The organism is Novosphingobium sp., assembly GCF_030699305.1.
In the GTDB taxonomy this organism is placed as follows: Bacteria; Pseudomonadota; Alphaproteobacteria; order Sphingomonadales; family Sphingomonadaceae; genus Novosphingobium.
Map to the genome: position 1 here is coordinate 20,445 of NZ_JAUYNB010000034.1, position 23,053 is coordinate 43,497.

Genomic DNA, 23,053 nt, shown 5'->3' on the forward strand with positions numbered 1-23,053 from the left:
CGGACGGATCATGCCCGCAGCAAGCGCTGGGCTGCGATCAGTGCCAGCGCATCGGCCAGTTGCAGGGCGGGGTCGTGCGGCAACGCGGCCCAGACTTGCGCTAGTTCAGCATGGTCGGCCTGACCATCCAGCCTGGCGAGCAGGCCGCGCGCGGCCGGATCGGGCAACTGCATCTGTTCGAAATGCAGCGTCGTCACCGCCGGGTGGCCCAGCGCGATTTGCGCGCGAACCAGCGGGCTGGCCAGCGGGTGCGCGGAACTGCCCAGCGTGAACGGGGGTGGGGCAGTGCTGAGGTGCAGCAGCCCCAGCTTGAACAGCTCGAACAGCCCGTCAAGCCGGTCCGCCGGATCGGCGATTTCCGCCACCGGGCGGTGCGCAGGCCAGCCGCTGCCCAGCTGTAGCAACCAGTCCTGCAAGCCATGGTCACGCAGCGCGAACGTGGTTTCGCCGCACTGGATTGCCCCGTTGTCACCCAGCTGGAATTGTCCGGCGGCATGGCAGCCGCGCAGCACGTCCAGCGCCGGGGTCCGGCCGGGGTTGCGCCCGGCGCGGGTGAACAGGCTTTGCCGGAAGAACCGCATCGCGGCGTAGTCATCGCGCTGCGCGGCCTGGACGATGGCCTCCGTCGGCACGGGGCCTTGCGCGGCGGCGCCATCGGGCAGGAACCCGTCGCCCAGCCGGTTGCGGCCCGAATCGTTCAGAAACTCCAGCCCCACGGCCGTCGCTGCAGCGGCCGTATCGGCCAGTGATTGGGGCGAAAAGACCTCGCCCAGCTCGTCATGGAACAGCACGGCATCGGGCCTGCTCAGCATTGCCACGGATTGCGCGCGCATCGCGGATACGACCGAATCGTCACCCTCCCGCGGGCGGGCGTGGTTTTCCAGAAAGGCGCGGGCCGCCGCGATCCGCGCTTCGATGCCGTGAACATCGGCCAGTGCATCCAGCAGCATTTCACGCATGACCCGGCGGATATGGCCGCCCGGCAGCGCGTTGTAGCTGACAAAGAACAAGCCGTCCGGGGCGAGCGCCTTGCCCGCCAGCGCCATCACCGCCTGTTGCACCGGGCCTGGCACCCAGGCGTAGACACCGTGCGCGATGATGTAATCGAAGCTGCCGGGCGCAGCGGCCGCGACGTAATCCATGATGTCGGCCTGTTCGATACAGATGTTGGCCATGCCCGATGCCGCGGCCAGCGCCTGCCCGCGCGCGACTGCGGCGGCGGACAGATCAAAGCTGACGAACTGTGCCTGCGGGAATGCGGCGGCCAGCGCGATCAGGTTGAACCCATCCCCGCCGCCGATCTCCAGCACCCGTGCCCGCTCCGGTGCTGCAGCGGTCAGGCCATGCAATTGTGCGATCAGCGCCAGCCGGTCCGGGTGGGTCTGCGGAAACATCGCGGTCGGGTAAGCAACGGTGTCATAGGAAGTAGTCGTCATCAGGTGGCCTGTCGCTGCATCAGTTGCTGGAGACTAGGGTGTGAAATGATATTCGCAAAAGAATGAATCGCCGCCCGGATGGATTACGAATTGCATTGCAGTTGGTGCGGTATGGTCCGATGATCCAGCCACTGCGATGACAGGAAAGATGGACCGGTCCAATGCGTCTGACGATCCGAAAATCAGTTGGTAAACAAGGCGCCAACCGGCCCGCCGATGTCGCGATTGTCCAGGATTTGTTCAACCGCTGTGAAGCGGCCACCCGTCTCGTCGCCGGCCATCCGCCGTTTGCCGATTGGGCGGGCAGTGTGTTTGGCCTGCCGGACCTGCGGATCGCCAATTCCACTGCGCCATTTGCGGCCGTCGATCACTACACCGGTTATTACGCCGGGCCGCAACTGGGGCCGCTGCCGTATCAGCGCACGCTGCATCTGCTTGATCCGCCGCGTACGGCCTTGCCAGTCGATGGCGAGATTTCGGATGCGGTGATCGAACGGATCGAGGCGTTTCAGCGCGATGTGATGCGCACCACGGTAGTCGACGGCCTGCTCAGCAGCCCGACCGGGCCGACGTTCAAACGGATTCAGGCCAATGCCCGCGCCAGCCAGACCGGCGACCTGTTCGGGGATTGTGACAACACACTCAGCAGCACGATCGATCTCGACAAGCTGGAAAAGCTGTTCAAACTTCAGATCACGGACGGCACCCAGGATCAGGCCGCGCCAAACTTCCGCACGCTGGTGCAGCGGATCACGGGGGATACCGAAGTGACCGATCTGCGCTGGGCGGCCTATATGCTGGCCACCACCAAGATCGAGGCGATGCACAATTTCTGGCCGATCAAGGAAACCGGCGGGGATGCCTATCTCAAGCGCAAGTATGACGTCGAAGGCGAAAATCCACTGCGGGCCAAGCGGATGGGCAACACCACTGCCGGTGATGGCGTGAAATATGCCGGGCGCGGCTTCGTCCAGCTCACCTGGAAGGACTTGTACAAGAAATTGAGCAAGCAGCTATCGCTGGGCGACGCGCTGGTGACCGATCCGGACAAGGCGCTGGTCTATGATAACGCCTACAACATCATGTCGATCGGTATGCGCAATGGATCGTTCACGGGTGTTGGCCTGGGCCGGTTCATCAACGAGGAAAAGTGCGACTATTTCAACGCCCGCAAGATCATCAACGGCACCGACCGCGCCGATGATGTGGCGGCGCTGGCCGAAGGGTTCGAAGTGATTATCCGGCTGGCACAGCGGTAGAATGAAGCCGTCTGACGTCTAGCGGGATGAGGAAATCGAAGTCTGCAACAACTGGCTGAGAGGCACGGACAACTGCCCTTTTGCAGGATTGGCATTTTTGCCGATGATTTCCGAGAAAATAGAGTTCTGATCGGCATGCAACTGCGAAAAGTAGAGCAGAAACAGACTGCGTTGCTCCTCGAAATCGCTGACAGTTTCGGTCGGCGTCAGGAAAATGTCCAAGGCAAAGATAATCGGCTGGAATCGGGCCAGCAACTTGAAGGGCGCTTTGAGCAAGGCAATGCGTGAAGCGATTGTGCGCATGATCTGGTTGCGAGCGCGAGAGTTGTATCCACCGGCCTTCAGGGCGCGTTTGGCAATGGTAGGCGCGTTGGCGCTGACCCAGCTAGCCAAATCCTTGCCTCCTTCCTTGGCGAGGATTCTTGCTACATCGGTGGCAGAACTGGCATTCAGGATTTTCCAGATGACGTCCATCAGCCGGAACGCACCTTGCCCTGTGGAGTTCAGGCCGCTTTTGACCCAGTCCTTGGTCAGGCTGATGCCCTTGTCATAGATCTTTTGATCAACGGTTTTCTGCTTCAGGCCAAGCCCGTCTTCGATGATGAACTTGGCGATTGAGCCTGCTGCATCGGCCTCTTTCGGTGGTTCAGCCAGATAGCCTTGCTGTTGGCCGATGTTTTCCATCCGAGACGAGAACTCCGCCAACAAGGCGAGACGCTCCGCAACGCTAGACCGACTTCGCACCGCCTTCAGCGCACCTTTGAAGTCCAGCCGGTAGATACCGTTGAAATTCTTGATCCGCGCGCTAGTGATATCGTCAAAGTAGCTGGCCATGTTCTGCGGTGCAGGAGGCTGAAATTTCAATGAGGCCATCGTCCCCTCCTCAACCGAACACGTATTTGAAGCCATCGCCGTCCACCGTCACGTCGATGGTTTCGATCGGCTCGCCCGACATCTGCTTTTCGAGCAGCTGGATCGAGATTTCAGGCAGCATGGTGTTGGTCAGGATCGCGTCAATCACGCGGCCGCCGCTGGCGACTTCGTTGCAGCGCGATACGATCAGTTCGACCACTTCCTGACCATAGCTGAACACGATCCCGTGGTTTTCCATGAACCGCTTGACCACGCGGGCCATCTGCAAGCGGACGATCCCTTGCAGCATGGTTGGCGAGAGCGGGTAATAGGGCAGAACCATCAGGCGACCGAGCAGCGCGGGCGGGAAGGTCTTGAGCAGATCCGGGCGCAGCGCCGAGGCCAGCGCCTCGGTCGAGGGCTTCATTTCCTCGTCCTCGCTCATCGTCGTGATCAGATCGGTCCCGACGTTGCTGGTCAGCAGGATCAGGGTGTTCTTGAAATCGATGAACCGCCCTTCGCTGTCGTTCATGAAGCCCTTGTCGAAGACCTGGAAGAACATCTCGTGGACGTCGGGGTGGGCCTTTTCCACTTCGTCGAGCAGCACCACCGAATAGGGCCGCCGCCGCACCGCTTCGGTCAGCACGCCGCCCTGGCCATAGCCGACATACCCGGCCGGCGCGCCCTTGAGCGTGGAGACGGTGTGGGCTTCCTGAAACTCGCTCATGTTGATGACGATCAGGCTGTCATCGCCGGAATAGAGCAGTTCCGACAGGACGTGCGCGGTTTCGGTCTTGCCGACGCCGGATGGGCCGCACAGCATGAACACGCCCACCGGCTTGTTCGGGTTGTCCAGCTTGGCGCGGCTGGTCTGGATGCGCTTGGCGATGGCATCCATCGCGTCGTCCTGGCCGATCACCCGTTCTTTCAACTGGTCGGAAATGGTCAGGACCGAGGCGATCTCGTTCTTGACCATCCGCCCCACCGGAATCCCGGTCCAGTCACCGACCACGGCGGCGACGGCATCGGCATCGGCCACGCCGAACACCATCGGCGCGTCGCCCTGCGCGGCGCGCATCGCTTCGAGCGCAGTGTCGAGCGCGGCCTTGAGCGCGGCGGTATCGACCGGTGCGGGGGCATCTTCACCCTCCGGTGCGGGGGCGTTGGCGGTGGCCAGGGCGTCTCGGGCACTGCGCACGCCTTCCAGCGCGACCTTTTCGGCTTCCCACTTGACCTCGGCGGCTTCCTGTTCGGCCCGCGCATCGATCAGCAATTCGTCGATCTTGGCGACGCGGTCATCGCTGCGATACTGCCCGGCCTGTTCACGCGCGGCGATCTCGCGCTCGACTTCCAGCAGTTCGACCCGGCGGCGGCGATCCTCGACCTGGGCGGGGACAGCGTGCTGCGACACGGCGACGCGCGCGCAGGCGGTGTCGAGCAGGCTGACCGCCTTGTCCGGCAGCTGCCGCGCCGGAACATAGCGCTGTGACAGCTTGACCGCTGCGTCCACCGCTTCATCCAGCAGCACCACGTCATGGTGCTTTTCCATCATCGGCGCGACCGAACGCAGCATGGCAACGGCGTTGTCCGTATCGGGCTCGCCGACGTCGACCGTCTGGAACCGGCGGGTCAGCGCGGGGTCTTTCTCGAAATACTGGCGGTATTCGGCGTAGGTCGTCGCCGCGATGGTCCGCAGCCGTCCGCGCGCCAGCGCTGGCTTCAGCAGGTTGGCGGCATCGCCGGTTCCGGCCTGACCGCCCGCGCCGACCAGAGTGTGGGCCTCATCGATGAACAGGATGATCGGCTTGGGGCTGGACTCAACCTCGTCGATCACCTGCCGCAACCGCTTCTCGAACTCACCCTTGACCGATGCCCCGGCCTGCAGCAGCCCGATATCGAGCGAGCGCACGGTCACGCCCTGCAAGGCGGGCGGAACATCGCCATCGGTAATGCGCCGCGCAAAGCCTTCGGCCACGGCGGTCTTGCCGACCCCGGCCTCACCCACCAGGATCGGGTTGTTCTGCCGCCGCCGCAGCAGGATATCGACGACCTGCCGGATTTCCGCATCGCGCCCGACGATCTTGTCGATCTCGCCGCTGCGGGCCTTTTCGGTCAGGTCGATGGAGAACTTGGCCAGCGCCTCGCCTTCACCCACCGGGCCGGCCCCGGCTTCGCCGCCGCCTGCGCTGCCGGGACCGGAATCAATCGAAGTGGTTTCCCCGGAAGGGGCGGTGATGCGTTCGAATTCATCGCCCAGCTTTTCGACCTGGATCTTGCGGAATTCGGCCGAAATCCCGAACAGCGCGTTCTTCAGCGTCGCGGTCTTGAGCATCCCGTACACCAGGTGGCCGGTCCGCACCCGGCTGGCCGAAAATTGCAGCGAGGCATAGATCCAGCCCTTCTCGATCGCTTCCTCGATCTGCGGGGCGAAATCGGAAATCGCGCTGGCCCCGCGCGGCAAGGCGTCGAGCGCGGCCACCACATCGCGGGCGAGCTGGGTATCGTTCAGGCCGAACGCGGTGCGGATCGCCCCCAGATCGTTCTGCGGATCCTGCAACAGCACGTGCAGCCAGTGGATCAGTTCGACATAGGGGTTGCCGCGCATCTTGCAGAAGCTGGTTGCGGTTTCGATGCCCTTGAGCGTGGTCGGGTTGAGCCGCCCGAAAAGCGAGGCCCGGCTGATCTCGGTCATGATGCTATTCCCCCGGTTTGATGCTGCTGTGTGGTTGCTGGCTTGCGGCGTGAACTGCGGCGCAGATGGGCGTCGCGGCGAATGGGCTGGTTGGCGTCGCGCCCTACCCAGCTGGTCCAGCCCAGCCGGGCGCGGCCATCGAGCCGGGTCGGCGGGGCCTGATGGCTGGCGATTTCCACCGCGATATCCCATTCCAGATGACGCGGCGCAAAAGCGTCCAGCGCTTCGGCGGCGATCGCGAAGCGGTTGCCGGTGGGCATCAGCGACAGGTAATCCTGATGGGACTGCGCGCGGATCACCACGCGGAAGGCATCCGTCACCGTCTTGACCCGCGACCCCAGGATCGCGTCCTCGCCCAGCACGCAAAAACCGGTGCCGAGGCGCGAACGATCCGCGACTTCGATAGTCTGCCAGCGGGGCTGGTATTCCTGCACGACCAGTGGCTGGCGCAGCAGGTGGGACAGTGCATCCTGAATGCCCGCCGCACTGCGGCGCGAGGCGAAAAACCCGGCGTAATGCAGCCGCGCCGCTGCCGGAAAGGCGCTGTCTGCCGCCACGCCCAACCGCGCGCCGGACAAGTGCGCCAGATAGTTTGCAAACCGGTCGTCCTGCGGCCGGTCCAGCTGTGCGGCAGGCTGCGAATCCGCCCAGGCCCGATAGAAGAATTGCAGCATCCGCCCGCTGAGCAAGTCCAGAAACCGCCCGAATGGTCGCGATTTGGCATAGCGCGCTTCGTAATGCGCGTATTCGGTCAGGTGGATCGGCATCGGCCCCATCGGGCCAAGCAGGCCCAGCCAGTGCCCGGTAATGCTGGCGCGGCCGCGTTCCTGCTCGATCGCTTCCAGCGTGGCGGCCGGGAAGTTCAGGCTGGGGGCCTGGCGCAGTTCGGCGACGTTCTGGTTGGGCAACCGCGCCCGCCCGATCCGGGGCAGCCCGCCCGCCAGCGCTTCCAGCCGCCGCAACAGCGGAAACAGGCCCCACTTGCGGACCGTTGGCGCAGCGCTCGCCAGATAGCTCAGATGTTGTGCTGGCGGCCGATGCGGGGGGGCCATTTGACCAGATTTCCTTCGAGCGGGGTTTCAAAGTGACATTCGGTAAAGCTGTTGACGGTGGCAAATTCGGCCAGGAACCGTTCCAGCACGGCGGTGAACAGGAACAGGCGCGATTGATCGAACGACGCATCGTCCAGCCGGATCGTGATGCACTGCCCGCGCGCAACGGCGGTCCGGTCCAGTCCGGGCACGCGGCGGCTGATGGCCCGGCTGCGCACCCCCAGAATGCCGTCGATCTGGCGGCGCAGCAGCGCATCGTCCTGACGGCCATAGAGCGCCAGATGATCGCGCAGCTGGGCGGGATCGTCGTTGTCCTCTGGCGCCAGGGTCGAATAGTTCGGGGTCAGGTGGCCGATCACCCGCCACGCGGCATCGGTCAGCCCCATCGGCGGACGCGGCCGGGTCGGCGCGCGCAGCACGCTGACCGTGCGGACCGGCACGCCCGAAACGGCAAAGTGATGCTCACCCCGGAAGGTCAGCAGTTCGGGCAGCTCCCGGTTGGTCACCAGAGCCCGCACGCCCAGTTCGGTGATCGCGTCCAGTCGTTCCGGATTGCTGGGCGATGTAAGGCTGAGCCAGGTTTCCGTGCCCAGGTAATCGCTGCGCCGCCGCAGCCGCTGTTCGCGCTTTGACAGCAGCCGGGGGCGCAGCTGGGTGGTGTAGAACAGCGCATCGCGCCAGTCATACAGCAGCGCGCCATAGGCATAGAGCGGCGCGACCTTGGCCCCGTCCACGCTGTCACGGCTATAGGCCTGCACATCGAGCAGGCGGTAAACCTCGAAATCGAGGGGGCGCGTGCGATCCGGTACGACGTGAAATTCGTGATTGTGGGGTTCAACCTGGACCCGGCCCAGCTGCTTTTCGAACAGGTTGATCGCCGGTGTGGCAAACAGCCGGAAGCTGCCCGGTTCCAGCGCGCCATCCAGCACGGCGGAATGCCGGTCGAACAGCAGGACGATGTCGCATTCGTCCTTGCACCCGGCAAATGCGCGGCCCAGTTCCGGCAGGTCGACAAACAGGAAGCGTTCCGGGCAGGCAAAGTATTCGGTCAGCAACCGGTAGCCCCGAAATGATCGCAGTTCGGCCGGCAGCAGTGCCTGATTGTCGTCAAAGCCGATCTGCCGGGGTTTGGGCAGATCGGTCCAGCCCTGCTTGCCCGCCCCCGAACCCGGCGCCCGGCCCATGACGGCGACGCAGTGCCCGATCAGATGACGATAGAGTTCGCCCGGCGCACTTTCGGTTCCAGCCAGATAGATCGGCAATGCCGCCGGGTTGATCTGATCAAGGGTCAATCCGGCGGTCGGGGCGAACCGCAGGCGAATGCCGGATTCAGCGCGAACCCCCGCCGCCGCCGCGAACGGCGCGACGGCCGCGCGGGAACCGAGAAACTCGACCTGGGTGATTTTCAATGGCCACAGCGTCACGTCGTGGCCGGTGCGGAACGTGACCGGCACGTTGTCCTGCTCACTCGCCAGCGCAGTCAGATCCGTGCCGCGCGGCACGGCAATGCCGGTGGCCAGCGCCGGGTCGCCGTCCTGCGGTTCGAACCCGGCGATGCAGATCGACGGCGTCGGGGCGAGGTAATGCGGCTGAACCGCCTGCAACAAATGCTGGGTAAACTCCGGATACTGATCCTGCTGTTTCAGGCTGACCCGCGCCGCCAGGAACGCGACGCCTTCCAGCAAGCGTTCCACATACGGATCGGGATCGGTTGGGGTTTTCAGGCCAAGTCGTGCGGCGACTTCCTCGTGCTCTTCACCGAACTCGCGCGCGGCTTCGCGCAGATAGGTCAGCTCATCATTGTAGGCGTGCAGCAGGCGCGGGTCCATTTCCTGCTACTCCCGAACCGTGATCGCGGCGGAATCGATGTCGACATCGGTCCGCATGGATATCGGCAGGGCGTGCGCCGCTGAAGAAACATCACCCCGGATGACAAACGTGATCGCGTTCTCGCGCTCGATATCGTCGCTGGCCTCGACGACCAGCGAATCCGGATCGAGCCGGGGTTCGTAATTGAGCAGGGCCGAGCGGATTTCCCGTGCGCGCTGCAACACGGCGCGGTGGGTCATGGCCCGGCCCGACATCGCCGGGACGCCGTAATTCAGCACCGAAGTGCGAATCTGGGGGTAATGCTCCAGGTCGACAACCGATTCCAGGTTGGTGGTGTTGAACAGCCAGCCCAGTTCGCGCCGGACCGTACCGCGCAGCGCTTCCTCATTGAAGCGCTCCACCCGCGCCACTGAAAAGCGTTGCAGCGTTTCACGGGTCACGGCCGCGCCGGGCGTGTCGTCGTGCAGCCCGGCAATCTCGGTGTCGGACACCAGCTTGTCGAAAATCGTGGGGTTGACGCGCGGCCGGATCGCCATGGCGGCGCTATTCGAACACGAGCGTGCGGATTTCGAGCAGCCCGATATCCTCGCCGCCGGACAATGCCAGCAATTGCTGACCGGTCCCCTGATCGCCCGCCGCGCCAGCGCTCCAGTTGGTTGCGCGGGCCAGCTTTTCCGGGCCGGTGCCCGCTGTTTCGGTGCCGGGATAGCGGCCGGGCAACATCGCTGCTGCCGACTGGCCCGAGCGAAATGCGATTTGCACCGGATACCACATCAGATCGCGCAGATCGCGCACGCCGGCGCTTTCGATCCGTTCAATGACTGAAAATGGCACGATGCCCCATTTGCCGCCGATGATTGCTTCGAGCGACGGGCCGAACCGGCTGTCGGCATTGGCGATCCAGTCAAACGCGATGCCATTGGCCGTGCCGGGGGTATCCCGGGCGGCGTCGAACGCGGCTTCGCGCAGTTCGTTTCCGCGCACGGCGTCGCCGCGGGCAAAGCAGGTCAATGCTTGGGCCAGTTGCAGCGGCCAGCCCTCATCGGCACCGTGAACCGGAATATCAGCATCACCGCTGAACGCCAGCGCGCGGTGGCGTTCAGCCTCGATCGCCTGCCCATAGGCAGCCGACAGCATCTGCGCCTCCGGGGAAAGCGTCGCCAGTGTGGTCAATTGCAGGCGTGCCTTGTCCCATTCGCCCAGCAGCGCAAGCAACTGGAACAGGAACATCCGCGCCTGCGCGTCCTGGGGCTTCGACCGGACGATCTCGACCAGCGCGCTGCGCGCGCCGTCGAGATCGCCGTGGCGAAGCAGGTCGTGTGGATCTGCCATCTGTTTTCAGCCCGCAGGCCGATTACATCGCTTTCACCTTCTTGAGATCCCACCCGAACTTCGTGGTCCCGCCCAGCGAACCGCTGGCGGTCTGTTCCTTGTAGGTGAAGTCGATGGTCGAGAAGTTCAGCGAAACCTGCTCGCTGGGCACTTCGCCATCGGTTCCCATGTTCGAAACGCTCGACACGATCAGGTCGGTCATCTTGATCACATAGTATTCCTGCTGATCCTTGCCGGCCTTGCGGACGGTCAGGATCGCGGTCTTGATGTGTTCGCCGGTGGCGCACTTCTGCATCAGGATCGGGGTAGCCTTGTCGGCATGCTTCGAGACGTGCAGGTCATCGAAGCTGGCCTTGCCGGTCCCGGCGCCGCCGCCAGAGCTGGCCGAACCAACCTGGTGCACGCCGAAGCTGAAGCTGGAGATTTCGATTTCTCCGCTGTGCTTGCTGTCCTGGGATTCACCTTTGATGCCGTCGAGCATCAGGAACATGTCAGTAGCCATCGCTTGTCTCCGTCTAGATGTTGGCGCGTCCCGCCGTCTTATTTTTATAGTTTTGCGTTACTTCGTCGAAATCCAACGTCGTTGAAATTGCTGTATGCGCTCGCTGGCTCAGCCCTTTCCGCCCGGCAGGCGCGAAACCATGCTGAGCGACACGTCCATGCCTTCCAGCTGATAGTGCGGCACGAACAGGAACTTGCCCTTGTAGAAACCGGGGTTTTCCTCATCCGGGATAACCTCGATCTGGGCGGCCTTCAGCGGCATCTTGGCCTTGTCGTACTCGGTCGAGCTTTCCGGGTTGCCGTCGATGAACTGGGCGATCCAGCGGTTGAGATCGTACTGCAGCTGCGGCGCTTCGCGCGTGCCGCCAACCCAGTCCCGCACCATGCACTTCAGATAGTGGGCAAACCGGCAGCTGGCGAAGATGTACGGCAACCGCGCGGACAGGTTCTCGCTCGCAGTGGCGGCGGGATCATCATAGGTCTTGGGGTGATAACAGGTCTGCGCGCCGATGAACGTCGCCTGGTCGGTATTCTTGCGGTGAATCAGCGCAAGCAGGCCGGCCTTGGAAAGTTCCGCTTCGCGCCGGTCCGAAATGGCGATCTCGGTCGGACACTTCATGTCCACGCCGCCATCGTCGGTCGGGAAGGTCGCGGTCGGCAGACCTTCGACAGTGCCGCCCGATTCAACCCCGCGGATGCGGGTGCACCAGCCGAACTCCTTGAACGCCTCGGTCACGCGGACGCCCATCGCATAGGCCGAATTGACCCACAGATGGTTGTCGTGGTCGCCGCTGGTTTCCTCTTCGAAATCGAATTCGTCGATCGGCGCGGTCTTGGCACCATAAGGGACGCGGCCCAGGAACCGCGGCGCAGTCAGCGCGACGTAGCGGCTGTCCTGCGACTGGCGGAAGCCCCGCCAGCCGGCGTAGTCCTGCGCTTCGAACAGCTTGCCGATGTCGCGCGGGTTGGACAGTTCCTGCCAGCTTTCCATCCCCAGCAACTGGGGCGAGGCGCCGGACAGGAACGGTGCGTGCGCGGCCGCGCCGATCTTGGCGATGCCTTTCAGCACTTCCAGATCCGGGGCGCTGTGGCTGAACTGGTAATCGCACACGAACGCGCCATAGGGCTGGCCGCCCAACTGGCCGAATTCGGATTCATAGACCTTCTTGAACAGCGGGCTCTGATCCCAGGCCGCATCGCGGTACTGGCGGAACATCTTGCGGCATTCGTCCTTGCCGACGTTCAGCACGCGGATCTTCAGGTCTTTGCCGGTCGAGGTGTTGAACACCATGTAGGACAACCCGCGCCAGGCCGCTTCAAGCGTCTGGAAATCCGGGTTGTGCAGGATCAGGTTGATCTGCTCGGACAATTTCTTGTCCAGCGCGGAGACCATCGAATCCAGCGTGGCAAACACATCCTGGCCGATCACCGCAGCATCGGTCAGCGCCTGTTGCGCCAGGGTCTGGACAGCCTGTTCGATCCGGTTCGCGCGGGCATCGTCACCCGGTTTGAACTCTTTTTGCAGCAGTGACGCGAAATCGTCGAGTGCGATCGTTTCGGTGCCTGCGGCGGTGCCTTGTTGCAGCGGCTCTTGCGCCATTGCGTAAACTCCAGTTCTTGCAGCGTTAAGCTGACGGTTTATTCGGACGGTTCTTCGCTGGTGGCGCCGTTTGCCTGCGACCGGGCCGAGGCGAGCGATTTCAGCAAGTCAGGATCGTTCAGGACCTTGTCGAGCAGTTCCTGCGCGCCGTCCTTGCCGTCCATGTAAGTCATCAGGTCATTGAGTTGCTGACGCGCTTCAAGCAGCTTCGACAGCGCCGGCACGTTCTTGGCGATCTGGCCCGGTGAGAAGTCTTCCATCGACTTGAACGTCAGGTCGACCGACATCTTGCCGTCGCCGGTCAGCGTATTGTCGACATTGAAAGCCGCGCGCGGGGCGATCGCCTCCATGCGCTGTTCAAAGTTGTCCATGTCGAATTCCACGAAGTCACGCTTGTCGAGCGCCTTCTTCTCGACGTGGCTCTTGCCCGACAGGTCAGACAGCACACCCATCACGAATGGCAGTTCGACTTTCTGGAGCGCACCGAAAGTTTCCACTTCATATTCGATGTGAACGCGTGGCGCACGGTTCTCCCTGATGAAGCGCTGTCCACTTTTCCCAATAGCCATAAACTGCCCCTTTGACCTTACCTGTGAAGCGAAATCGGACCAGTCAGCCCAAAAAGATCACCCTGGTTAATTCATCCGCTCCAATCATTGGACTCTTCACGTGCAAACACAAGCACGCGTTTTGCATCTTCAATACTGTTCGGCGCGATGTCGCGCAGGATCGTCAAGAAATCGAGTGTGACCCATTCACGCGCACGTTGCAATACGACTGGGACGGGGCTGCTCGGTTCTTTGCGGCGATAGTAATCGGCGATTGTGTCAAGTGCGCGAATCACGTCTTCGCGGGTTTCGATTCTGCCGGTTCCGCGGCCTGACGCAGAACCTTCAAAGTCCCCACCGGCGGATTCGGTCGATGCATTGCCATCGGCGCCATCGGCGCCATCGGTTGCCGGTGTTTCGATGCCAGCATAGGCGCCAACGCTTTTGCGCATCGCGTCCAGCGCGTCATACGTGGTCTTGAAATTGGGACCATCGCCATCGGCATTGGCCATGAACACGCCGTCTGCCCGGCGCAGCGATGCCGCGATCGAATCGAGTGCTTCGATTGCGGCAATCAACTCGTCCTTGGGCAGTTCATGCATCGCTGCCCGGAACATCCCGAAATCGGGTTCGGCATCGCCGTTCGCGTCGAACCGTTCGAAATCCGCGCCGCAATAGCTGCCCAGCCGGGGGTGGGATACCAGCACCGCGCGGCGCAGTGGATTGATGAACTCTGCCAACCGGGAAAGCGACGAGCACGGTGTAATGCGGCCCGGCAAACCCAGTTCTTCCAGCTTGGGGTGAACCGTGTCCCAATAGCGTTCCAGCAGCCCGGCCAGCACTTCGGCACCGGCCTGGATCACGTCAAGCCGTCCGGCCATTGCCCCGGCGCGCATCAGGTAGACCGGCAGCCAGATGTCCTTGGACAGGGCCAGCTGATTTTCGATCTCGGCAATGATGTCACGCCAGTTGACGTCCGCGCCACTGTCACCCTCGTCCGAAAAACCGGTTTCAAATACCGTGCGGATCGTATCGCGGCCCGGATCGTAATCCAGGTCCGGCCCGACCGGATCGTCGTCGGATACCGGCGCAAGCAACGATTCGATTTCCAGCGCCACCAGTTTCTCCCGCCAACTTTTGTATTATGGATATTAAAATGCCCGGCGGGTCGGAACCTGCCGGGCACTGGTATTGTTCAGTCCGCCTTGACGATTTCGACCCGGCGGTTCTGGGCATCGCGCGGGTTGGGCGATTTTGGCCGGTCGAAACCATAGCCGACCGCTTCGATCCGTTCGGCCGGGATGCCCTGCGCCACCATGTAGTCCAGCACGGACCGGGCGCGGCGCTGCGACAGGCTGAGATTGTGATCGCGGTTGCCGACGGCGTTGGTGTGCCCTTCGATCCGGATCCGCATCGACGCAAACTGCCCGCTCTTGAACAGGTTCGCCCAGGCCCGGACTTCGGACATGCCCGACTGGTTCAGCGTGGCTGAATCGTTACCGAACAGAACCTGCATTTCAGCCGCGTTCTTGCGCGCCGAGGTAGGGGCAGAACGGGTCTTGGCCGTCATCCGCGCGGTGCTGACCGCAACTTTGCCCGATGCGGCGCTGCGTGCTGCCCCGCCGCTGTAAAGCCGCGGGCCGGACCCGGATCCAGTCGCGGCTACGCTGGCCGCGCGCTTTGCCGGAGCTGGTGCGGCGGCGCCTTTGCCAGCGAACACAGTAAAGGGTGCTTCATCGCCGACAACCTGACTGCCATCATCGCCGGTATCGGCGGCGCTATCGGCAACATCGCAGGTCTGGCTGAACTTGCAGGCCAGGCTCTGCTCGTATTCGGTCAACTCAGCCGGTGCAGCCATGTTGGCAAGTGCAGTTGCTGGCACCAGCGCTGTGGCAATTCCGGCCGCTGCGGCGGATTTCAGGAAAAGGTTGAAGCGTTTCATGTTTTTCTTCACCACAAAGGCCGACTCGAAAGAGTCCTTACCGACTTATCAAGTCATATCATAATTTCGACAAGCCTGTTAACTACCAAGTTGTTGCAACACGCTTGGTGGCGCTTTAGCGTGGTAGGTGTTAGTCAGGCGCAAATAGCGTCTCGATCGGCGGGAGTGAGCGATGGCTGGCCGACAAACAAGATTATCCATTGATCTGGGCGGCGAACAAGTTTCGATCCGCCGGGTCGAGGCCAGTGAAGCACTGGGGCGACCGTTCAGCATTTCGATCGATATTGTTGCGGCGCACAGCGAAATCGATCTCTTGCCGCATCTGGGCAAGGGGGCGGGCGTGGCGATCTCTGAAGAAGGGGAATTACTGCGCCATTTCAACGGAATCATTGTCGAGGGCGAGTATCTGGCCCAGCGGCACGATGGATATCATTACCGCCTTTCGTTGCGGCCGTGGACATACTTCATGGCCCACAATATCGATTTCCGGATTTTCCAGGATAAATCGGTCATTGATATCGCCAAGGTGATTTTTGAAAAATATCCGGCCGCGAAAGTCGACTACGGCAAGCTGACCCGCGCGCGTGACCCGCGCGAATACTGTGTGCAGTACGGAGAAAGTGATTTTGCCTTCATTTCTCGTTTGTTTGAGGAAGAGGGTATTTATTACTACTACAAGCACAAGGCGCAGGCCCACGAAATGGTGCTGTGTGAGGGGCCTTCGTCGCACAAGCCCGGCAAGCCGCCCCTGCTGGCCTATAACCAGCAGGCCAGTTCGGTCCGCAATGTGGCGTCGACGGCGATTTCCGGCAGCAAGCAGGAATTTATCAGCCACTGGGTCGAACGGGTGTCGACCGGCGGTGAAGCAAAGGTCACCTTGCGGGACTTCAATTTTACCAAGGCCGACCGCCCGCTGGAGGTGTCGGTCAATGCCAAGGCCGACCATCCGCTGGACGCCAATGAACTCTACAGCTTCCCCGGTCGCTATCAGAAGCCGAATGTCGGCACGCCGATCGGGCAGACCATGCTGGATGCGCTGCGCGCCAACCGGCAGGTGTTCAGCGGTGAATCGCAGGCGCTGGGCATTTCATGCGGCCGCACCCTGAAGCTGAAGGGACATCAGCAAAGCCGGTTCAATTGCGAATACATGATCACCCGCACGCACCACGTCACCTCGGTAGAGGTGGAGCGCAGCGGCGGCGGCGGTGAAGGGAGCAGCGTGTTCATCGAAGCTGTACCCGCCGACGTGGCCTGGCAGGTTCTGCCGACTGTGCCGCGGCCGGTGGTCAAGGGCCCGGAAACCGCGATTGTCACCGGTCCGGGCGGCGAGGAAATCTTCACCGATGAATACGGCCGGGTGAAAGTCCGGTTCCACTGGGACCGTTCCGGCTCGCCGGGCGAATCCAGCACGTGCTGGATCCGCGTGTCGCAGACGGGCGGGCTGGGCAACATTATCCTGCCCCGCGTCGGGCACGAGGTGATCGTTGACTTCCTGCATGGTGATCCGGATCGTCCGATCGTGGTCGGCCGGGTGTTCAACAGCCAGAACATGCCGGTTTACAAGCTGCCCGACAACAAGACCAAGGCGCTGTGGCGGACCAAGAGTTACAAGAGCAACACCTCCTCCAGTCTGCCCGGTGCGGAATCGCTCGACGTAAAGGATCCGCGCGCTAACGAATTGCGGTTCGAGGACAAGAACGGGGAGGAAGAGGTCTTCCTGCACGCCGAACGCGACATGAATACCCGCGTCCGGTTCAAGGAATCGCATCACGTCGGGCTCGATCAGGAAGTGAAGATCGGGCAGGATCGCAGCGAAAAGGTCAAGCGCAACGAAACGGTGGAGATCGGCAAGGCGCGCAAGGTCACGGTCGAGGATACCGACCAGTTGGACGTCACCAAATCGATCAAGGTCGATGCCGGAACCGAGATTACCATCACCGCCAAAACCAAGATCACGCTGAAAGTGGGCGGATCGTCCATCGTGATCGACCAGACCGGCATCAAGCTGGTCGGCACGGCCATGCTGGAAGCGAAGTCGCCGATGACCACCGTCAAGGGCGATGGCTTGCTCACGCTCAAGGGTGGGATGACGCTGATCAACTGACCGGAGCAAGTCGGACAATCAGGGCAATTCGGTTGATCAGGCAGGGGCCGGGGAAGCAGACAGGGGTAAGGCACGATGAGTTGGCTGCGCGTACCGTGGACTGAAGCAGGGCAGATCCTTGCCCGTTGCTCTGATGACGGTGAACCCGGCGACGCGTCGGGGACCGAACCCGAGGCGTATTTTCGTGAACTGGCGGGCAGCGGAGAACTGGACGCAGCAGTGCTGTATCTCGGCGCGGCGCTGCCCCGTCAGGAAGCGGTCGAATGGGCGCTGCACGTGCTGGAACGATCCGGACGGTGCGGACAGACCGCATACCGCGAACAATTGCTGCGCGCCGTGCGGGGCTGGCTGGCTGCACCGGGCGACGACGTGCGGCGCGCGGCCTTCACGCTGGCTCAGCAATCGTCCGAGGGCAGCCCGGAGCGGTTGCTGGCCTGCGCGGTGTACTTTTCCGGCGGATCGATCGCGCCGGAAGATTGCGGTCCGGTGCAGCCGGAAAGCCATCTGTGTGGACGGCTGGCGGCAACCGCGATACTGGCTTGTGCGTATGGGGCCAATGATGCCGACCGGATCTTGCAACTGGCCACGGCCGAAGGTGACCGGATTGCCAGTAGCTAGGCGGGCGGCGCGGGTGCGGTCCAGAATGATGCCGGAGACGCAATGACGCTGGTGCTGAGCCTGAAGAACGTTCCCGCCCTGAGCAACGGCGGCCCGCTGCGGCTTGAGCTGGAGCGGCGCGGCGCGGCAATCGGTCGTTCGCCGACGGTCGACTGGACGCTGCCGGATCCATCGAACTTCATTTCTTCGCGCCATTGCGAAGTGCGGTTCGAAGGGGACAGCTATCTGCTGCGGGACACCAGCACGAACGGAACGCTGATCAACGGTGCGGCGATGTCCGGCCCGCACCGGCTGGCCAGCGGCGACGTGATCGTGATCGGCCAGTATGAGGTCGAGGTGGCGGTGCCGGGCCAGGTCGCAGCCGCGCCAGGCACGGCCGGTCCGGAGTGGCAGGGCTGGGATACCATCGGCGCGCCCACCGGCGACAGCGCGGCAGGCAAGGACTGGGGCAAGCCCAAGCCGGTTTCCGCGCTGGCCGGCGGCGGCCCGGTTGGTGGAAACTGGGCGCCGCCACCAATGGCCCAAACCCCTGTGGCAGCGTCGCCCGTCGCCCCCGCTCCGGCTGCGCCGCCGATCGGCGAGTCGCCTCCTGTGGCTGGCGGGAACTGGGGCGCGCCATCAGCTGCCGCGCCGCCCCCGCCCCCGGCTACGCCTCCGCCTGCAGCCGACCTGCCATGGGGTGCGCCGACCCCGGGTGCGGACTGGGCCGCACCGAAGGCTTCGGACTGGTCCAGTCAGGCCGCCACGCCGCCGCCGACACCGGCGGGCAAGGACATCTGGGGGCAGATGGCCGAAGTGAACGCGGTTGACTGGTCGCGCAGCAATTTTGGCGCGGTGGAGCCGCCGTCGGCGACCGCGCCGCTGGGGCTGGCGGGCACATCCGGGGCCGAGGCGCTGGGCAATCTGCCGCCGGTCGACAACAGCTTTGGCCTTGCACCTCCTGCACCTGCTGAACCGGCCGCGCCAGCGGGCGGGTTCGGTGCGCCGCCTGCGGCCGCGCCAGTTGCTCCGCCTGCACCGGCGCAGATGGCCGATCTCAACGCGCAACTGGCAGCGATGCTGGGATTGTCCCCAGCTGACCTGCGGCAGGAATCCCAGGCGACGCTGGCGGCCATGGCAACGATGCTGCGATCCTTGCTGTCGGGCATGGTCGTGATGGTGGAGGCACGGGCGCGCGCCAAGGCGCAGCTGGGTGCGCAGGCCACGATCCTGCAATTCGAAGGCAACAATCCGCTCAAGTTCGCGCGCACGCCGGAGCAGTCGATGGCACAGATGCTCAATCCGGCCGAACGCGGCTTCATGCCCGCCGAACGCGCGATCGAGGATGCCTTCGTCGATCTGCAATCGCACCAGATGGCGACGTTGAAGGCCATGCAAGGGGCGCTGCGGGCAACCCTGGATCGCTTTTCACCCAAGGCGATCAGCCAGCGGGTGCAGTCCAAGGGGCTGCTTTCGCAGATCCTGCCCGGCGCGCAGGATGCGGCGCTGTGGCGGGCCTATGTCAAGGAATTCAGCGGCGTGTCCGAAGGATCGGACGAGGCCTTCATGGAAGTGTTCGCGCGCGAATTCCGCAAGGCATACGAGGAAGAGAGCGCGCAGCGCAGCCGCTGAAGCGCTACCCCCGCAGCTGTTCCACCGCCGCGCGCGCGATGGGGCTGAGCGGGGCGGGATCGGCGGCCAGGATGCCCGCCTTCATGCGCGGGTCCCAGAACGCGATCAGGTGCTGGGCGGTCTGCTCGATCGCGGCCGCTTCACCTTGCGCGGCGAGGTTGCTGGCGATCTGGTTGGCCATGTGGATCAGGGGGGCGGTGTCCATCATTCAGCGGCCTCAGTTGTGATCCGGCGGCTCTTTTCGGACCAGCTGGCATAGCTTTCCTGCCATTCGCTCGGGCCGTTGCTGGGCATGACCTGCACGGCGGTCACCTTGTATTCGGGGCAGTTGGTGGCCCAGTCCGAAAACTCGGTCGTCACCACGTTGGCCTGCGTCGCGGGGTGGTGGAACGTGGTGTAGACCACGCCCGGCGCAACCCGGTCGGTCACGGTGACGCGCAGGGTGGTCTCGCCAGTGCGGCTGGTCAGGCGCGCCCAGTCACCATCGTTGAGGCCCCGGTTCTCCGCATCGGTGGGATGCATTTCCAACAGGTCTTCCGCGTGCCATACGGTGTTGGCCGTCCGCCGCGTCTGCGCGCCGACGTTGTACTGCGACAGGATGCGCCCCGTGGTCAGCAGCAGCGGAAAGCGCGGGCCGGTCTTTTCGTCGGTGGGCACATAGTCCGTCACCATGAACTTGCCCTTGCCGCGAACGAAACCGTCGACGTGCATGATCGGGCTGCCGTCGGGATGGGCTTCGTTCACCGGCCATTGCAGCGACCCTTCGGCCTCCAGCCGCGCGAACGACACGCCGGTGAAGCTGGGGGTTAGGCGGGCGATTTCGTCCATGATCTCGCTGGGGTGAGTATAGTTCCAGTCCAGCCCCATGGCGCGGGCCAGTTCCTGCGTTACTTCCCAGTCACCGTAACCGTTCGCCGGTTCCATCACCTTGCGGACCAGCTGGATGCGGCGTTCGGCGTTGGTGAAAGTGCCGTCCTTTTCGAGGAACGTGCTGCCCGGCAGGAACACGTGGGCATAGTTGGCGGTTTCGTTCAGGAACAGGTCGTGGACGATCACGCAGTCCATCGCCTTCAGCCCCGCCGCGACGTGATGGGTGTTGGGATCGGATTGCAGAATATCCTCCCCCTGAATGTAGATCGCGCGGAACGTGCCATCGACCGCCGCGTCCAGCATGTTGGGGATGCGCAGGCCCGGTTCGGCATCCAGCGGCGTGCCCCATTCCGCCTCGAACAGGCTGCGCGTTGCCGCGTCGGAGATGTGGCGATAGCCGGACAGCTCGTGCGGGAAGCTGCCCATGTCGCACGCGCCCTGCACGTTGTTCTGGCCGCGCAAGGGGTTCACGCCCACGCCGCGCCGCCCGACATTGCCGGTGACCATGGCGAGGTTGGCGATGGCCATTACGGTGGAGGAACCCTGCGAATGTTCGGTCACGCCGAGGCCGTAATAAATCGCCCCGTTCCCGCCGGTCGCATAGAGCCGGGCGGCTTCGCGCAAGTCAGACGCGGGCACGCGCGTAACGGCTTCCAGCGTTTCGGGCGCATGGCGCTGGTCCGACACGAACCGCGCCCAGTCCTGATATTCGTCCCAGTCACAGCGTTCGCGGATGAAGTCTTCCGCCGCGAGCCCCTCGGTCACGATCACGTGCGCCATCGCGGTCAGTACGGCCACGTTGGTGCCGGGTTGCAGCGGCAAGTGATGCGCGGCCTCGATATGGGGGCTGCGAACGAGGTCGATCCGGCGCGGGTCGATCACGATCAGCTTGGCACCCTGACGGAGCCGCCGCTTCATGCGGCTGGCGAAGACCGGGTGGCCGTCAGTCGGGTTCGCGCCGATCACCAGAATGACATCGGCGCCCATCACGCTGTCGAAATCCTGCGTGCCAGCGCTGGTGCCAAAGGTCTTGGACAGGCCATAGCCGGTGGGCGAGTGGCAGACCCGTGCGCAGGTATCGACGTTGTTGGAGCCAAACCCGCTGCGGACCAGCTTCTGCACGAGGAAAGTCTCCTCGTTGGTGCAGCGGCTGGACGTGATCCCGCCCAGCGCCCGCGCGCCATACTGTGCCTTGATCGCATTGAGCCGCGCGGCGGTGAAGGCCAGCGCCTGTTCCCAGCTGACCTCACGCCAGGGCTGTTCGATGCTGTCCCGGATCATCGGCTTCAGGATGCGGTCCTGATGGTTGGCATAGCCCCACGCGAACCGGCCCTTGACGCAGGAATGGCCGCGATTGGCTTTGCCGTCCTTCCACGGCACCATCCGCACCAGTTGCTCACCGCGCATTTCCGCGCGGAACGTGCAGCCGACCCCGCAATAGGCACAGGTGGTGACCACCGCGCGTTCGGGCTTGCCGATCTCCTTCACGGCCTTTTCCTGCAAGGTCGCGGTCGGGCAGGCCTGCACGCAGGCGCCGCAGGACACGCATTCGCTCGACAGGAAATTGTCGGCGGTCTGCCCGGCACTGACCGTGCTGGCAAAGCCCCGCCCATCGATGGTCAGCGCCAGCGTGCCTTGCACTTCATCGCAGGCCCGTACGCAACGTGAACAGGCGATGCACTTGCTGGGGTCGAAATCGAAATAGGGGTTCGACGTATCGGGCGCGAGGCCCAGATGGTTGGCCCCCTCATAGCCATAACGCACATCGCGCAGGCCGACTTGCGCGGCGGTATCCTGAAGCTCGCAATCGTTGTTGGCGCTGCACGTCAGGCAATCGAGCGGGTGGTCGGAAATGTAGAGTTCCATCACCCCGCGCCGCAGCTTTTCGAGGCGCGGCGTCTGGGTGTGGACCACCATGTTCGCTTCGGCGGGCGTGGTGCAGCTGGCGGGTGTGCCGCGCCGTCCGTCGATTTCCACCAGGCACATCCGGCACGAACCGAAGGCTGCGACATTGTCGGTCGCGCAGAGCTTGGGGATCGAGCCGCCGCACTCGGCCACCGCGCGCATCACGCTGGTCCCGGCCGGGACGGTCACTTGCCGCCCGTCGATGGTGAGCGTGACGAGGGTGTCCGAGTGGACTGCGGGCGTGCCGAAATCGGCCTGCGGTTCATACCCCATCGCGATTCTCCAGATTGGCCAGATCGGCGGGCGTGTTGATATTGGCAGGATTGGCTTCCAGCGTCACTGCGCGTGCGCCGAGCCGTTCGGCAAGGGCGCGCAAGCTGTGCTTGCCAGTGCCGTCCAGAATGGCCGCGACATCATCCGCTGCGCTGGCGGGCCATAGGCCGACGACCGGCTGATCCGCCAGATAGGCCGGGGCGGGAGCAAGCCGCGCGGGCAGATCATCCGGCAGGCCGACGGAATCGACTCCGCAGGTGAGGACTTCGCCATGGCCGGTTGCCGCGCCGTGGCGCAGGGCAGCGGCGATCCCGCCGAGCGGGCCCATGTTGGCGCGCGGCCAGTCCGAAATAGTCGGGGCAGGGGCCTCGGTCCGGCCCACCACCACGACCGCGTCGCACCACTGCGCCAGCGTATCGACGGCGCGGGTCAGCAGGGTCTGCCCGTCCAGCACGGCAAGCGCCTTGTCGCTGCCGAAGCGCGATGATTGCCCGCCTGCCAGAACCGCGCCGAGGATCATGCTGCCCATCGCTGCCCAAGCCCGCCCGTGCTGAGCTTGTCGAAGCACCGTTCTGCCTTCGTGCAAGTCAAGTGCAGCCCTTCGACAAGCTCAGGGCGGACGGGGGTG

General features: G+C 63.8%; 19 protein-coding genes. 4 read left to right on the top strand and 15 right to left on the bottom strand.

From position 1 onward, the window contains the following. Positions 1-8 precede the first annotated feature (8 nt). Positions 9-1,436 (bottom strand): class I SAM-dependent methyltransferase, encoded by a 1,428-nt coding sequence (locus Q8Q53_RS13445; protein WP_305702295.1) that lies wholly within the window; start codon positions 1,434-1,436, stop codon positions 9-11. A 161-nt stretch (positions 1,437-1,597) separates the two neighbouring features. On the opposite strand from Q8Q53_RS13445, the gene Q8Q53_RS13450 reads away from it, so the two are divergent. After that, entirely contained in the window at positions 1,598-2,695 is a 1,098-nt protein-coding gene (locus tag Q8Q53_RS13450; RefSeq protein ID WP_305702296.1) for a hypothetical protein, read from the top strand. Positions 2,696-2,713: 18 nt separating this feature from the next. Here Q8Q53_RS13450 and Q8Q53_RS13455 read toward each other — a convergent pair whose 3' ends face one another. The 11 genes from Q8Q53_RS13455 to Q8Q53_RS13505 all read right to left on the bottom strand — a co-directional run bounded on the left by Q8Q53_RS13455 (position 2,714) and on the right by Q8Q53_RS13505 (position 14,960). Continuing rightward, complete coding sequence (locus Q8Q53_RS13455; protein ID WP_305702297.1) at positions 2,714-3,568, bottom strand: hypothetical protein; 855 nt, start codon at positions 3,566-3,568, stop codon at positions 2,714-2,716. A 10-nt stretch (positions 3,569-3,578) separates the two neighbouring features. Next, a complete protein-coding gene (gene tssH / locus Q8Q53_RS13460; protein ID WP_305702298.1) occupies positions 3,579-6,239 on the bottom strand; it encodes a type VI secretion system ATPase TssH in 2,661 nt (886 codons plus the stop codon). Then, positions 6,236-7,291 carry a type VI secretion system baseplate subunit TssG gene (gene tssG, locus Q8Q53_RS13465; RefSeq protein WP_305702299.1) on the bottom strand — a complete coding sequence of 352 codons (1,056 nt, stop codon included), beginning with the start codon at positions 7,289-7,291 and terminating at the stop codon, positions 6,236-6,238. Before tssG ends, tssH begins: the two co-directional genes overlap by 4 nt. Beyond that, entirely contained in the window at positions 7,255-9,120 is a 1,866-nt protein-coding gene (gene tssF, locus Q8Q53_RS13470) for a type VI secretion system baseplate subunit TssF (protein ID WP_305702300.1), read from the bottom strand. Before tssF ends, tssG begins: the two co-directional genes overlap by 37 nt. 6 nt (positions 9,121-9,126) lie before the next feature. Further along, positions 9,127-9,657, bottom strand: coding sequence for a type VI secretion system baseplate subunit TssE (gene tssE / locus Q8Q53_RS13475; protein ID WP_305702301.1), 531 nt, complete (start codon positions 9,655-9,657; stop codon positions 9,127-9,129). A gap of 7 nt (positions 9,658-9,664) precedes the next feature. After that, positions 9,665-10,453 carry a type VI secretion system accessory protein TagJ gene (locus tag Q8Q53_RS13480; protein WP_305702302.1) on the bottom strand — a complete coding sequence of 263 codons (789 nt, stop codon included), beginning with the start codon at positions 10,451-10,453 and terminating at the stop codon, positions 9,665-9,667. Between the two features lie 22 nt (positions 10,454-10,475). Continuing rightward, positions 10,476-10,955 (bottom strand): type VI secretion system tube protein Hcp, encoded by a 480-nt coding sequence (locus Q8Q53_RS13485; protein ID WP_305702303.1) that lies wholly within the window; start codon positions 10,953-10,955, stop codon positions 10,476-10,478. 108 nt (positions 10,956-11,063) lie between these two features. Continuing rightward, entirely contained in the window at positions 11,064-12,554 is a 1,491-nt protein-coding gene (tssC, locus tag Q8Q53_RS13490; protein WP_305702304.1) for a type VI secretion system contractile sheath large subunit, read from the bottom strand. A 38-nt stretch (positions 12,555-12,592) separates the two neighbouring features. Next, positions 12,593-13,123 carry a type VI secretion system contractile sheath small subunit gene (gene tssB / locus Q8Q53_RS13495; protein ID WP_305702305.1) on the bottom strand — a complete coding sequence of 177 codons (531 nt, stop codon included), beginning with the start codon at positions 13,121-13,123 and terminating at the stop codon, positions 12,593-12,595. A gap of 71 nt (positions 13,124-13,194) precedes the next feature. Then, on the bottom strand, positions 13,195-14,220 hold the full coding sequence (gene tssA, locus Q8Q53_RS13500) for a type VI secretion system protein TssA (protein ID WP_305702306.1): 1,026 nt from the start codon (positions 14,218-14,220) through the stop codon (positions 13,195-13,197). A gap of 77 nt (positions 14,221-14,297) precedes the next feature. Next, complete coding sequence (locus Q8Q53_RS13505) at positions 14,298-14,960, bottom strand: OmpA family protein (RefSeq protein WP_305702307.1); 663 nt, start codon at positions 14,958-14,960, stop codon at positions 14,298-14,300. A gap of 256 nt (positions 14,961-15,216) precedes the next feature. On the opposite strand from Q8Q53_RS13505, the gene Q8Q53_RS13510 reads away from it, so the two are divergent. From Q8Q53_RS13510 to tagH, 3 genes are all read left to right on the top strand, one after another. After that, positions 15,217-17,148 (top strand): type VI secretion system Vgr family protein, encoded by a 1,932-nt coding sequence (locus Q8Q53_RS13510; RefSeq protein WP_305702308.1) that lies wholly within the window; start codon positions 15,217-15,219, stop codon positions 17,146-17,148. A gap of 75 nt (positions 17,149-17,223) precedes the next feature. After that, entirely contained in the window at positions 17,224-17,766 is a 543-nt protein-coding gene (locus Q8Q53_RS13515; protein ID WP_305702309.1) for a hypothetical protein, read from the top strand. Positions 17,767-17,808: 42 nt separating this feature from the next. Beyond that, complete coding sequence (gene tagH / locus Q8Q53_RS13520; protein WP_305702310.1) at positions 17,809-19,377, top strand: type VI secretion system-associated FHA domain protein TagH; 1,569 nt, start codon at positions 17,809-17,811, stop codon at positions 19,375-19,377. A 4-nt stretch (positions 19,378-19,381) separates the two neighbouring features. Here tagH and Q8Q53_RS13525 read toward each other — a convergent pair whose 3' ends face one another. From Q8Q53_RS13525 to Q8Q53_RS13535, 3 genes are read right to left on the bottom strand one after another with little or no spacing between them, the layout of a single operon-like run. Beyond that, entirely contained in the window at positions 19,382-19,582 is a 201-nt protein-coding gene (locus Q8Q53_RS13525; protein WP_371136562.1) for a formate dehydrogenase subunit delta, read from the bottom strand. Beyond that, positions 19,582-22,425 carry a formate dehydrogenase subunit alpha gene (fdhF, locus tag Q8Q53_RS13530; RefSeq protein WP_305702312.1) on the bottom strand — a complete coding sequence of 948 codons (2,844 nt, stop codon included), beginning with the start codon at positions 22,423-22,425 and terminating at the stop codon, positions 19,582-19,584. The genes Q8Q53_RS13525 and fdhF overlap by 1 nt, the downstream gene beginning before the upstream one ends. Beyond that, on the bottom strand, positions 22,415-22,954 hold the full coding sequence (locus tag Q8Q53_RS13535; protein WP_371136563.1) for a molybdenum cofactor guanylyltransferase: 540 nt from the start codon (positions 22,952-22,954) through the stop codon (positions 22,415-22,417). Before Q8Q53_RS13535 ends, fdhF begins: the two co-directional genes overlap by 11 nt. Between the last annotated feature and the right edge of the window lie 99 nt (positions 22,955-23,053).